Below are 13,448 nucleotides of genomic sequence, written 5' to 3'. Positions count from 1 at the left end.
CATGTATACCGTCAAGTCGTAACAAGTTATGTGAATGAAGAAGGCAAAGAAATCAACCCTTCAGACAAAGGAACGAAGGATAAGAAAGACATTCCAGAGTACATTTACAAAGAAACTAAGAAAGACGAAAAAGGAAATACAACGCATGTATACCGTCAAGTCGTAACAAGTTATGTGAATGAAGAAGGCAAAGAAATCAACCCTTCAGACAAAGGAACGAAGGATAAGAAAGACATTCCAGAGTACATTTACAAAGAAACTAAGAAAGACGAAAAAGGAAATACAACACATGTATACCGTCAAGTCGTAACAAGTTATGTGAATGAAGAAGGCAAAGAAATCAACCCTTCAGACAAAGGAACGAAGGATAAGAAAGACATTCCAGAGTACATTTACAAAGAAACTAAGAAAGACGAAAAAGGAAATACAACACATGTATACCGTCAAGTCGTAACAAGTTATGTGAATGAAGAAGGCAAAGAAATCAACCCTTCAGACAAAGGAACGAAGGATAAGAAAGACATTCCAGAGTACATTTACAAAGAAACTAAGAAAGACGAAAAAGGAAATACAACACATGTATACCGTCAAGTCGTAACAAGTTATGTGAATGAAGAAGGAAAAGAAATCAACCCTTCAGACAAAGGAACGAAGGATAAGAAAGACATTCCAGAGTACATCTTCAAAGAAACTAAGAAAGACGAAAAAGGCAATACAACGCATGTATACCGTCAAGTCGTAACAAGTTATGTGAATGAAGAAGGCAAAGAAATCAACCCTTCAGACAAAGGAACGAAAGATAAGAAAGACATTCCAGAGTACATTTACAAAGAAACTAAGAAAGATGAAAAAGGCAATACAACGCATGTATACCGTCAAGTCGTAACAAGTTATGTGAATGAAGAAGGCAAAGAAATCAACCCTTCAGACAAAGGAACGAAGGATAAGAAAGACATTCCAGAGTACATTTACAAAGAAACGAAGAAAGATAAAGATGGAAATACAATCCATGTATATACTAAGAAGTCTTCTTCAACACCATATTCACCAACACCTTCAACTCCAAGTAATGAAGAAAGTAAATCAACAGTTTGGAAAGATACTGAAGGTAATGTTCTAAAACCTCAAGAAGATGGTACAAAAGATAAGGGAACATTTACTGGCTATGAATATGTCAAGACTATTTTAGTTGGAAATGTAACAACTCATATCTTTAAGAAAGTGATTACTCCAATTCATGATGAAACCCCTTCTCATCCAGATGTTCCTGGACAATCAAATACCCCAGATCATTCAGATGTAACAGTGACATCAGATAAATCAACTCAAATAGCGAATTCAAACGAATCCACATTTGTAGATGGTAAACGGGAACTTCCGAATACAGGTACTCAGTCATCAACTTCATCTCTCCTTCTTGGAGCTTTAGCCGCAATGACTGGCTTAGGTTTAGTTTCAAGACGTCGTAAAGATGATAAGGAGTAAGAAATGGTCTAAAGCGTAATAAGTAGCTTATCTATCATTCTGAAGTTTATGATGATCAAGAAAAAAGCCTTTCCTCTATTCTTAGGGGAAGGGCTTTTTGAAGTAGGATATGTAAGTAAGGTAAACCCCAATAACGAGGTATATTGAAAAATCTCCAGACTAGAGAACTCACTGATAGTTCCTAATCTGGAGATTATTTTTTTAATCTTCTTTCAACTTCGTTAATTCTTGTGAAAGGAGTTTAAGGGCGACTTGTGGGTTGGCTTGGCCTTTGGTTGCTTTCATAAGGAATCCTGTAAAGGCTTTATCTGCGTTGCGTTTTCCTGACTTGAAGTCGGCAACTGTGGCTTCAAGTCAGGAAAAGACTTGGTGGATGATTGGAATCAAGACAGCTGGATCTGAGATTTGAACCATGCCAGCTTTTTCAACATATTCACGCGCGCCACCACATTTCTTCTTACATTTCAACAGGCAGAAGTAAGCTTACTCCGACCTGTTAGTATTGTCTTAAAAAGATTGATTTGTTATTCTGGTTCTACCAAAATCTTGATTTGTGACTTGTCTTGAGTTAATTCGATAAAGCCTTCTTCCACGATATTTTCCAATTTAATTTTCTTAGTAACCAATTTTTCAGCAGAGAAGTAGCCCTGTTCCATCAATTCTAATACTTTAGGGAAGATGTGACGATAAGCTATGATTCCTTTTAGTGTCTTTTCCTGGATTGCAAATTCATTCGGATTGATATTTGCTTCTCGTTCCCAGATAGAGACAACCATACACTCACCTGCCTTATGTACAGCAGCTAGAGCCTGTCCCAAAACTACTGGTACACCAGTTACTTCATAAGAAACGTCTGCACCACCATTTGTCAAACGGTGGACAGCTTCAACAGCTGTTTCACCTTCTTCCGGACGGACAACGATAGCTCCTAACTCTTCAGCTTTGGCTTGGCGTTCTGGTGATAATTCAACGGCGTAAATCTTAGAAGCACCAGCTGCACGAAGAGCTTCTACAATTAGTAGACCAATTGGACCTAAACCAAAGACAACAGCTGTATCGCCAGCTTTCAAAGACGATTGACGAACAGCATAGACTGCAACAGCAGCGGGCTCAGTGAGGGCAGCTTGCTCATAGCTCAAGCTATCTGGAATAACATGTACTAAGTCACCATCTAAAACACAATATTTGGCAAATCCACCGTCTGCAGCTAAACCAACAAAGTTAAGATTTGGATCCAAATTATAATCACCAACTAGATTATTCTTAGCTAGAATTGGTTCTACAGCAACACGATCACCAACTTTAACACGGGTAACCTCGCTTCCGACTTCTATGATTTCACCAGAAAATTCATGTCCCAGTGTTACCGGTGCTTTTTGACCAGAATAGACGTGCTCATCTGTTGGGATAAAGATAGGTCCATCTAAAAATTCGTGGAGGTCAGTACCACAAATTCCTGTGAACTTAACTGCAACTTTTACTTGGTGCGGAAGTACTTCAGGAACTTCTACCTCTTGAATACGAACATCTTTCGCTGCATGCCAGCGAGCTGCCTTCATTGTAGCCATATAAATAACTCCTTATTGTTGCGATTTTTAGTTTTCTTTTTTGGAAACTTTACACGTTATATTGTAAACGCTTTCTGTTTATTTGTCAAGAAAAAACCAACCTCAGAGCTGGTTTTTACATATTACTCTTCTTTCAACTTCGCTAATTCTTGGGCAAGGAGTTTAAGGGCGACTTGCGGGTTGGCTTGGCCTTTGGTTGCTTTCATAAGGAATCCTGTGAAGGCCTTGTCTGCGTTGCGTTTGCCTGACTTGAAGTCGGCAACAGCAGCTTCGTTATCGGCAAAGACTTGGTGGATAATTGGAATCAAGACAGCTGGATCTGAGATTTGGACCATACCTGCTTTTTCCACGTATTCACGCGCACCACCGCCATTTTTAGCCAGGTGGACAAAGACTTTCTTGGCAATCTTAGACGAGATAGTGCCGTCTTCGATGATGGCAATCATTTCAACCAAGTTTTCTGGTGTTAGTTCGATTTGTTCAAGTGTCTTGCCTTCAGCATTCAAGAATTGAGCGACTTCACCTTGGAGCCAGTTAGAGACTTGTTTGGCATCGCCACCGAGGGCAACAGCTTTCTCAAAGAAGTCAGAAGTAACTTTGTTTGCAGTCAACTGGCTAGCATCGTAGTCTGACAAGCCAAGATCAGAGACGTAGCGTGCACGGCGTTCCTTTGGAAACTCTGGCAATTCAGTACGCATTTCCTTAATCCACTCGTCTGAGATTTCAAAGAGGGGTAGGTCTGGTTCTGGGAAGTAGCGGTAGTCTGCAGCCCCTTCCTTGACACGCATGAGGATGGTTGCTTTGTTAGCTTCATCGTAACGGCGTGTTTCTTGGCGGATTTGACCCCCTGATCGAAGGATTTCAGCTTGACGTTGGACTTCGTATTCAAGTCCCTTGCGAACGTTTGAGAAGGAGTTGAGATTCTTCAACTCAGTCTTGGTACCGAATTTTTCTTGACCATAAGGACGAAGAGAGATGTTGGCATCCACACGCATGGAACCTTCCTCCATCTTAACGTCAGAAATGCCAGCGTATTGGATGACCTCCTTGAGGGCAGTTAGGTAAGCGTAGGCTTCTTCTGGTGAACGCATATCGGCTTCAGATACAATTTCGATCAATGGCACCCCTTGGCGGTTGAGGTCAACATAAGAGTAGCCATCTGTACCGTGGGTGTTTTTACCAGCGTCTTCCTCTAAGTGGGCGCGTTCGATACCGATTTTCTTGGTGGTACCGTCTTCTAGCTCAACTTCAATCCATCCATTGTAACCAATTGGTTCATCAAACTGGGAAATTTGGTAGGCCTTTGGATTATCAGGATAGAAGTAGTTCTTGCGGTCGAAGTGCATGTGCTTGTGGATGTCCATGTTGAGGGCAAGAGCAGCCTTGATACCGGCATCAACAACACCTTTATTGAGAACTGGCAGAACTCCTGGGAAGGACCAGTCAATCACGTTAGTGTTGGCATTTTGGTCATTTCCAAAGTGGGCAGAAGTAGGTGAGAAGATTTTTGAATTGGTGTTGAGCTCTACGTGGACTTCAAGTCCGATGACTGTTTCAAAGTTCATTAGTTGTCACCTCCAAAAATCACGGGTTGTTGTTTGTGGTAGTCTGTTGTTGCTTCAAAAGCAGCAGCAGCTTGGTAAATGGTTTCCTCAGAATACTTAGGACCAATCAATTGCAGACCGATAGGTAGGCCTTGAGAGAATCCAGCTGGAATCGAAATTCCTGGGAGACCAGCTAAGTTGACTGGGATGGTCAAGAGGTCAGCCAAGTACATGGCAACTGGGTCATGGTTGAGTGAGTCCAAGTCATAAGCAACACTTGGAGCAGTTGGACCCAAAATCAAATCGTAATCCGCAAAGACTTTTTCGAAATCTTGAATGATGAGGGTACGGACCTGTCCAGCTTTTTTGTAGTAGGCATCGTAGTAACCTGATGAAAGGCTGAAAGTACCTAACATGATACGACGTTTCACTTCTTCACCGAAACCTTGGCTACGGCTGTTTACATAGATTTCATCAAGGTTGGTTGCATCTTCTGCACGGTAGCCATAACGGATACCATCAAAACGTTGCAAGTTTGACGAAGCTTCTGATGAAGCGATGATGTAGTAAACTGCCACACCGTATTTAGAGTGAGGAAGGCTGACTTCTTCAACGATAGCACCAAGTTTTTCAAAGTGTTTGGCGGCGTTCAGGATTGTTTCCTTAACCTCTGGGTCAATTCCTTCACCAAGGTATTCTTTAGGCAAAGCGATTTTCATGCCCTTGATGTCTTGACCGATTTTTGAAGTAAAGTCGGCAATGCGGACAGGAGCAGAAGTAGAGTCTTTAGCATCTTCGCTGGCAATAGCGTTGAGCAAGAGGGCATTTTCCTTAACAGTAGGAGCAAAAGGTCCAATCTGGTCTAGAGAGCTACCAAAGGCAATGAGACCGAAACGAGAAACTGTTCCGTAGGTTGGTTTGAGACCAACGATCCCGTTGAAGGCAGCAGGTTGGCGGATGGAACCACCAGTATCAGAACCAAGTGACAAGCGAACTTGCCCTGCGGCTACAGCTGCGGCTGAACCACTTGATGAACCACCAGGAACCTTGCTGTGGTTCCAAGCGTTTTTAGTGGCACCATAGTGTGAAGTTTCACCTGAACCACCCATGGCAAATTCGTCCATGTTGGTCTTTCCAATGACAATCATACCTTTAGATTTTGCATTGGAAACGGCTGTCGCATCAAAGATAGGCTCGTAGTTGTAGAGCATTTTTGAGGCAGCAGTTGTGAGGATGCCGTCTGTAGAGATATTATCTTTGACAGCAAGTGGAATTCCTGAAAGGACATTATCAGCGTCAATTCCAGCTTCATCAATGGCTTTAGCTTGAGCAAGGGCTTGCTCCTCAGCGATGGTAACAAAAGCGTTGATAGCTGTCTCGCGAGACTTGATATCTTCAAGCGTAGCTTGTGTCAATTCAGTTGCTGAAATTTCCTTAGAAATAAGGAGATTGTGCAACTCTTCAATGGTTTTATTGTTGAAAGTCATTAGGCATCTCCTCCATCGTCTAGGATAGCTGGTACCTTGATATAGTAGTTGTCTTTTTCAGGTACGTTTTTAAACAAGCGATCACGGTTTGTTCCTTCTTCGGCCACATCAGGGCGGAGTACAGTCTTGCGGTCAGCCATGGTCGTGGTAGGTGCGACACCAGTTGTGTCAACTTCGCCCAGCAATTCAACCATGTCAACAATTTTAGACAAGGTAGTCGCAAAGGCAGCGGTTTCTTCTTCTGAGAATCTTAATTTTGAAAGATTAGCAACGTGTGTTACCTCTTCTTGCGTAATTTTCATCTTGCATCCTTTCGTGAAATGATGATTTTTAGTCTGTTCTATTTTACCATATTTTCCTATAAATAAGGGAGGGAAAGGTAAAAAAAGACAGGTATAGGATTGAGAACGGGTTTTGATGATGATTTATTTGAAAAGCGGATTTCAAAGGGGAAAGTATATGGTACAATAGTTTAACAGAGAAGTGAAGACGGTGGTTACGAAATCGAAAGGATGGTGATGCTTATGTGCATAACCTGTAAAATCTTATACTCAATGAAAATCAAAGAGCAAACTAGGAAGCTAGCCGCAGACTGTATTTGAGTACGGCAAGGCGAAGCTGACGCGGTTTGAATTTGATTTTCGAAGAGTATTTAGTAGAAAGTAGTAACCAGATTTGCCTCCCTTTTGAGGCTTTGACACTCATGTTTGTAGCTGGTAACTTTGTTATCACGCTCCTAAAGTTCATCCTTGAATTGGTAAAAGAGACAAAAAAATAGCCGTCCTAACTTTGGCGAGTTAACGAGCTATTTTTTAGTTATGTAATTACAGCCACCGTCTTAAACGGCTCTGTGGGGTGTTGTTGTCGCAACACCTTTTTCTATATTTATTGTAACATTTATTTGAAAAATTGCAAGGGGAATTAGGCTCCCTAGTATTTGGATAAGTTGAGTAGAAACTGAGTAGCAGGCATTAAAATTGCTCCCTAGTTTTTGTCTATTGTGCATTAGCAAACTAAAATTCTTTTATTTTAATATGCACTTTTTGGGTATTCATTCCATAAAGCCTGAAGTTCATTTGCGTTTTCTAAAACATATTGCCTGATTATCTTTAGGTCTTTTGCCTTTAATTTACCATCTCTCAGTTCACCGTTCAGAAACATTTAGCCAACCTCTTCTCCGTGGATATAAATGTGAATATGTGCTTTTTGACCTTTATGGTTATGTTCGTTAGGACGAATTTCAATACCATACTTTAGGAAAGAATATTTAGGCATGTAATAATCCCACGTAGTCCTTCCATGTTTCAAGGTAGTTATCGCGATTCAACTCAATTTGCTTTTGAGCAAAACGAATGTCATAGTCTGCCAAGTCCAAATTTTCCAATACTTCTCCAGTTAGAATACTGAAGATTCCAATTAATTCATCGTCATCATACATGCGTAAAATAGGGTTGCTTGGATTCTTATAAATATCATCTTTTGTCACTTCTAAATTAGTTACACCAAATTCCTTGAACATGATTGCTTCTCCTTTTTCTTTTATTATATCATTTTTGCTAGAATTGTCACGATTTTCTATCTATTTGACTACAAGGGAAAGCTTTTATTCAAGTATAGTCTAAGTATAGTCTAACATAAAATAGAAATTGAAAAAAATGCTAAAATCCGATATAATGGAGTGTTGAAAGGAATGGTAAAATCCAATGTAAAAATCATTCTTAGCTATTGAAACAAGAAAAATAGAGAATCAAAGAAAGAGAACTTATGAATATTCAAGAAGAAATTAAGAAACGTCGTACCTTTGCAATCATCTCTCACCCGGACGCGGGGAAAACAACCATCACTGAGCAACTGCTCTACTTTGGGGGCGAGATTCGTGAGGCTGGTACGGTTAAAGGAAAGAAAACAGGGACTTTTGCCAAATCTGACTGGATGGATATCGAGAAACAACGTGGGATTTCCGTTACTTCATCTGTTATGCAGTTTGACTACGATGGCAAGCGCGTGAATATCCTAGACACGCCAGGGCACGAGGACTTCTCAGAAGATACCTATCGGACCTTGATGGCGGTGGATGCTGCGGTCATGGTTGTGGACTCTGCCAAGGGTATTGAGGCCCAGACCAAGAAATTGTTTGAGGTTGTGAAACACCGTGGCATTCCAGTCTTTACCTTTATGAACAAACTGGACCGTGACGGTCGTGAGCCTTTGGATCTCTTGCAAGAATTGGAAGAAGTCTTGGGCATTGCTAGCTACCCTATGAACTGGCCGATTGGGATGGGGAAAGCTTTTGAAGGCTTGTATGACCTCTATAACCAACGCTTGGAGCTCTACAAAGGGGATGAGCGTTTTGCTAGTTTGGAAGAGGGGGACAAGCTTTTTGGTAGCAATCCTTTCTACGAGCAAGTCAAAGATGATATTGAACTTTTAAATGAAGCTGGAAATGAGTTTTCAGAGGAAGCTATTCTGGCTGGAGAATTGACACCTGTCTTCTTCGGTTCGGCTTTGACAAACTTTGGTGTGCAGACCTTCCTTGAGACCTTTCTCAAGTTTGCTCCAGAGCCACATGGACACAAGAAAACAGATGGCGAAATTGTAGATCCTTACAACAAGGATTTCTCAGGATTTGTCTTTAAAATCCAAGCCAATATGGACCCTCGTCACCGTGACCGTATTGCTTTTGTCCGTATCGTATCAGGTGAATTTGAGCGTGGTATGAATGTCAATCTACCTCGCACTGGTAAGGGCGCCAAGCTCTCAAATGTTACCCAGTTTATGGCTGAAAGTCGTGAGAATGTGACCAATGCCGTGGCAGGAGATATCATCGGGGTTTACGATACAGGTACCTATCAGGTTGGGGACACTTTGACGGTTGGAAAAAACAAGTTTGAGTTTGAACCACTGCCAACCTTTACACCTGAAATTTTCATGAAAGTTTCTGCCAAGAATGTCATGAAGCAAAAATCCTTCCACAAGGGGATTGAGCAATTGGTGCAAGAAGGTGCCATTCAGCTTTATAAGAATTACCAAACAGGCGAGTATATGCTGGGAGCTGTTGGTCAACTCCAGTTTGAAGTCTTTAAACACCGTATGGAAGGCGAATACAATGCGGAAGTAGTCATGAGCCCAATGGGTAAAAAGACCGTTCGTTGGATCAAGCCTGGGGACTTGGATGAACGGATGTCATCAAGTCGAAATATCTTGGCCAAAGACCGTTTCGACCAACCAGTCTTCCTCTTTGAAAATGACTTTGCCCTTCGCTGGTTTGCGGACAAGTACCCAGACGTAGAGTTAGAGGAGAAGATGTGATTCAGTAAGCCTACTTGATTGTGTAACAATCTAAGTAACTAACGCCAAGTTTCTATGAAACTTGGCTAGACGCTCCACTAGGCAAAGTCCACGAAATGGCATCGATTCGTGGACTTTGCCGTCGTAATGGGAAGTAAGCGGCCTAACTAACTGCCTTACTAACTACGTTTGTCAAATGGAATCGATTTACCAACCTCCGTGTCGTAGAGTAAAAAATCGGTTTATCTTTAGGTTGGTTGACCTAAATATTCTAATAAGAGAAGTCCAGGAATGCTGTATTCGTGGGCTTTTTCCTTGTGGTAAATTCGAAGTTAACTTGCCAAGTTCGGTGTCTTTGTCTTAAATCAGTAACTACTAAAGCGTTTTATCTAAATATCCTATCAAGAAAATCCTACGAATCTTATGGCATTGTGGGCTTTTTTATAAGAGTCAGTAAGTCTAGCCATTTGCCTTACTAATAGTCAATTAAAATCAAAGTGCACTTTTTTTCTTGCCAGCTTGCTCAAGAAATATCGTAGTTAAACTATATACTTTGAAATTTACTATCTCTTAATTATGATGAAAGTAGCGAAGAGTTATTTGAATGATATATAATATATGTTTATATATGGAGAAGATTTATGCTCTTTTTAATTTTGGATAAATATGCCATATTCATCGGCGAAATAATGGATTTCTCTTTTTTATAGACCAGTCAATAAGGGATTCAGTTATCTAGTATATTAACTTTGTTTATCAATGGGGAATTCATACAAAACAAATCAGAAAATACTTTTTTTTTTTAGCAAAAAACACTAAAAAATAAATTGACTTAATATAACGAATTGTGTATAATAGGAAACGATTGCATTATGCTAACTACTGTAGCACTTTTTTTGGAGGAAAAAAATAAATGTTTTTCAGACGTCAAAAGGGTCAATATTGCGAAACTGATCGTGTGACTCGATACAAACTGGTAAAATCCGGTAAGCATTGGTTGAGAGCTTCAACCTCTCTTTTTGGCTTGTTCAAGGTTTTGCGTGGTGGTGTAGATACTACTCAAGTTATGACTGAAGTAGTAGAAAACCAAACTAATCAAACGCTTACAGGTCTTGATATTATAAGAGGTATTGCAGCAACAGGTGCTGTATTAGGTGGGGCTGTTGCTACTCAGACAAAAGTTTTTGCAAACGAAGCGGTAGCTCTTGAAAAAACGTTAGATAGTTCAGATGCTCTTGCAACACATGATACAGTTGTCCTCGGTACAACTGCAAAAGTGGATGCGGAGAATTCGGCAAGTTTGTCTAATTCAGTAAGCGAGAGTGTATCTACTTCAGAATCAGTATCCACTAGTCTATCAGCTAGCGTTAGTTCTTCTGCTAGTATGTCAACAAGTGCCTCAGAAAGCGCATCAACTTCGGCTAGCGTCTCAGCAAGTACCTCTGTAAGTTCTAGTCAGTCGATGCTTCGTTCAGAGGACAGTTCGGTTGCGACTAGCGCTGCTAGTATTGAAACTGCTGGACAATCCGAATCTGCTTCAGCTGAAAATCAAGTAGTTAGTCAAGGTTTGCCAAACTCTAACTTGTCTGCACCTGTCTTGGACTCTGCTAAGTCAGCAACAGGTTTGATAGAGAAAACTTCCGAATTAACAAGCTTGGCAGGAGTGACTGCTGGTGCCTTGTCATCGGTAGAAGTATCTACAAAGAAAAATGAAGAAGATCGTAAAAAAATAGCTAAAATTTCAGCTGAAATGGGTGAATATTTAGCTAAGGCGGCAGATCTTCCAGATACAAGTGCAGCCATCCTTAAGGTAGAAACTGCTATTACTGAGATTGAGTCAGCTTTACAGAATCCAACTGCTGATCTTGGTAGTGTTGTCAAAACGGCGACTTCAGCTCGTAACTCTATTGTCAATGCAGTTTTGCGTGCCACTTCAGGTCAACGTGATGGCCGTAATGGACGAGCAATAGAGAGAGGATCTTCTCCTAGAGCATCATTCTCTAGTCATGGAACGACAGCTTCAATTGAGTCTGGTAGATATGATAGAAATAGTAATGAAGTTGTTTGGCGTATCAATATGCACGCTAACAATGCCTTGCATCATGTAGGGCTGATTGCGGATGTAGATTCCAATACGACGATTAATCGTGTGACCTTTAATGGACAGCCGATGGAGAAACGTGGTGGCTCAGGAAATGAGTATGTTTATGATATACGCCATGATAAACAAAGAAACCTAGAAGCAACGCTTGAAGTTTATGCTACTGTAAATGATAAGTCAGCAACTGCAACATTGGATGCAAGAGTTGCTACAAGTAGCCAACCATTTACAAGTGCGGATACTTCTGGGAACTATACTTCTTCTATGCATAATGAAGTAGCTACTAGAGTATCGCATGCCCCACGTATGAATAGAAGTATAGTAGTTCCTAATCGTGCAGCAGGTCAGAGCCGTGCAGCCTCTAATCCGCCAACGATTACGATGCCATCTGATGTTACTTTTTATAATGATGATGCCATTACGAATTTTCAGATACAATTACGTGATGATAGAGGGATGGATAGGGTCAGTCCTTCTCAATCAAATGCTATCATTACAGGTGTAACTTCCCCAAACTATCCTGCTACTAGTAGAAGAGGACCAGGGGATTTGTGGACTTATGACTACAGAGGAAATCGAACAGGATTCCAAAAATCATATAACATTGATATAACAGGAACAGTTGGTCGTACAGGTACTGCTTGGGAGCCGTATAAACCAGGTACCTATCCTCTTGAATATACAGTTACAGATATTGATGGTCAGACTGCTACGGCCACTACCAATTTCCATGTCAAAGGATTTAATGAACGACAAAATCCTGTGAGTGGTGCGACTGTTACAGTTAATGACAAGGCAAATCTAAGTCAAACGGAAAAAGATCAAGTCTTAGCTAACTTTAAAGCAGCCAATGCTAGTGTTATCTCAAGTACAGATTACAAAAAAGGATCCGAAGAAGGTTTCATCAGTGTAGCTAATAATGGAGATGTTACCATTACTTATCGTGATAGAACCACGGATACAGTCACAAACAATGTTAAGTATGGTGTAGAGAAAGCGACTGACACATTCTATGCAGTAAGTAATGAGTCGCTGTCTAATATAAATCCAAGAAGTCTTGTCCGTCCAGTTGGTGGAGCATCTGACCTCCCTAGTGGGACAACATTTTCATGGAAACAAGCTCCTACAATGGAAGTAGGTAGTCGAGCTGCGACCTTAACGGTAACACACCCAGATAGAACCACAACAGATTTAACTTATAATTATACTGTTTATCCAAAGATTGAGACCAAAACCAATAATGGTGAAACTGGTAAGTTTTATGCCTTTAAAGCAGTCCCAGGTAGTGATAGAACTGTTGGAGGCAGCTATGCTAATAATATAGGTGGATTTTCAAATCTCTATATTAACAACGACTCTCTTCCTTCGGGGACTACATTTGCTTATGAGTATCAACTGAATGATAATCGCACAACACCTGTACGTAAACAAGATGGTTCTCCAGCCTTTAGTAGCGTATGGAATACAACTGCTGATTCAGCTACAACCCACAGCACGACCTATACTGTAAAAGCAACTTATCCCAAAGGACGACTTGGTGATGTAACAACTTCAAATCCTGCTCTCACAAGTACAGTGACCTTTAATTATACAGTAGTTGATCCAGTAGCCAAGCAAGAGTATGTTACCACAGTTGGTAATACAACTCCGCTCAATGATATTATTTCCAATCCGAGCAATGCAGTTAAAAATTCTGACTCTAGTGTAGCAATTCCAACTGGCACAGATTATACTTGGGTATCTGCACCAGATGCTTCATCTCCGGGTATCTATAAGAAAGAAGTCAAAGTTACTTTACCACAAGGTTCAACGGATAAACCAAGAAATGCTACAAACGTTCCTGTAACTATCAAAGTCAGACCGAACCCACCACAAATCTTAGATGATCAAGTAACAAATACAGGTGGTCTTCCAAATAAAGGAATCACTGTAACGAATGCTCTACCAGGCGCATCAGTAACCTTGACAATCGGTG

The 13,448-nt window shown here is 40.8% G+C and carries 9 protein-coding genes and 2 pseudogenes; 4 read left to right on the top strand and 7 right to left on the bottom strand.

Translation table 11 applies throughout. The features are described 5' to 3' along the window. A partial coding sequence (locus tag B7695_RS04900) for a MucBP domain-containing protein (RefSeq protein ID WP_142358864.1) occupies positions 1-1,485 on the top strand: 1,485 nt, incomplete at its 5' end. 201 nt (positions 1,486-1,686) lie between these two features. On the opposite strand, the pseudogene B7695_RS04895 reads toward B7695_RS04900, so the two are convergent. From B7695_RS04895 to gatC, 5 genes and pseudogenes are all read right to left on the bottom strand, one after another. Further along, a pseudogene (locus tag B7695_RS04895) lies at positions 1,687-1,941 on the bottom strand (Asp-tRNA(Asn)/Glu-tRNA(Gln) amidotransferase subunit GatB); the annotation flags it as partial. 68 nt (positions 1,942-2,009) lie between these two features. Beyond that, a complete protein-coding gene (locus B7695_RS04890) occupies positions 2,010-3,053 on the bottom strand; it encodes a 2,3-butanediol dehydrogenase (RefSeq protein ID WP_084890086.1) in 1,044 nt (347 codons plus the stop codon). Between the two features lie 122 nt (positions 3,054-3,175). Next, positions 3,176-4,618 carry an Asp-tRNA(Asn)/Glu-tRNA(Gln) amidotransferase subunit GatB gene (gatB, locus tag B7695_RS04885; protein WP_084890083.1) on the bottom strand — a complete coding sequence of 481 codons (1,443 nt, stop codon included), beginning with the start codon at positions 4,616-4,618 and terminating at the stop codon, positions 3,176-3,178. Continuing rightward, positions 4,618-6,084: an Asp-tRNA(Asn)/Glu-tRNA(Gln) amidotransferase subunit GatA gene (gene gatA / locus B7695_RS04880; RefSeq protein ID WP_084890081.1), complete on the bottom strand. Its 1,467-nt coding sequence runs from the start codon at positions 6,082-6,084 to the stop codon at positions 4,618-4,620. Before gatA ends, gatB begins: the two co-directional genes overlap by 1 nt. Then, positions 6,084-6,386, bottom strand: coding sequence for an Asp-tRNA(Asn)/Glu-tRNA(Gln) amidotransferase subunit GatC (gene gatC, locus B7695_RS04875; protein WP_000705424.1), 303 nt, complete (start codon positions 6,384-6,386; stop codon positions 6,084-6,086). Before gatC ends, gatA begins: the two co-directional genes overlap by 1 nt. A 401-nt stretch (positions 6,387-6,787) precedes the next feature. Between gatC and B7695_RS11420 the strand changes: the two genes are divergently transcribed. After that, positions 6,788-6,862: a hypothetical protein gene (locus B7695_RS11420; protein WP_232610068.1), complete on the top strand. Its 75-nt coding sequence runs from the start codon at positions 6,788-6,790 to the stop codon at positions 6,860-6,862. 251 nt (positions 6,863-7,113) lie between these two features. On the opposite strand, the pseudogene B7695_RS11730 reads toward B7695_RS11420, so the two are convergent. Continuing rightward, positions 7,114-7,359, bottom strand: a pseudogene (locus B7695_RS11730) (DUF4160 domain-containing protein). Further along, a complete protein-coding gene (locus tag B7695_RS04870; protein WP_084890078.1) occupies positions 7,352-7,603 on the bottom strand; it encodes a hypothetical protein in 252 nt (83 codons plus the stop codon). Before B7695_RS04870 ends, B7695_RS11730 begins: the two are co-directional and overlap by 8 nt. A 245-nt stretch (positions 7,604-7,848) precedes the next feature. Between B7695_RS04870 and B7695_RS04865 the strand changes: the two genes are divergently transcribed. Together B7695_RS04865 and B7695_RS04860 are read left to right on the top strand one after the other, a co-directional pair. After that, positions 7,849-9,393 carry a peptide chain release factor 3 gene (locus tag B7695_RS04865; protein WP_084890076.1) on the top strand — a complete coding sequence of 515 codons (1,545 nt, stop codon included), beginning with the start codon at positions 7,849-7,851 and terminating at the stop codon, positions 9,391-9,393. An 892-nt stretch (positions 9,394-10,285) separates the two neighbouring features. After that, a partial coding sequence (locus tag B7695_RS04860; RefSeq protein ID WP_142358863.1) for an accessory Sec-dependent serine-rich glycoprotein adhesin occupies positions 10,286-13,448 on the top strand: 3,163 nt, incomplete at its 3' end.

This window comes from Streptococcus mitis, assembly GCF_002096845.1.
GTDB classification, from domain to species: domain Bacteria; phylum Bacillota; class Bacilli; order Lactobacillales; family Streptococcaceae; genus Streptococcus; species Streptococcus mitis_A.
The sequence above is the reverse complement of the archived record's forward strand: the minus strand, read 5'-3'. Positions and strand labels throughout refer to the sequence as shown.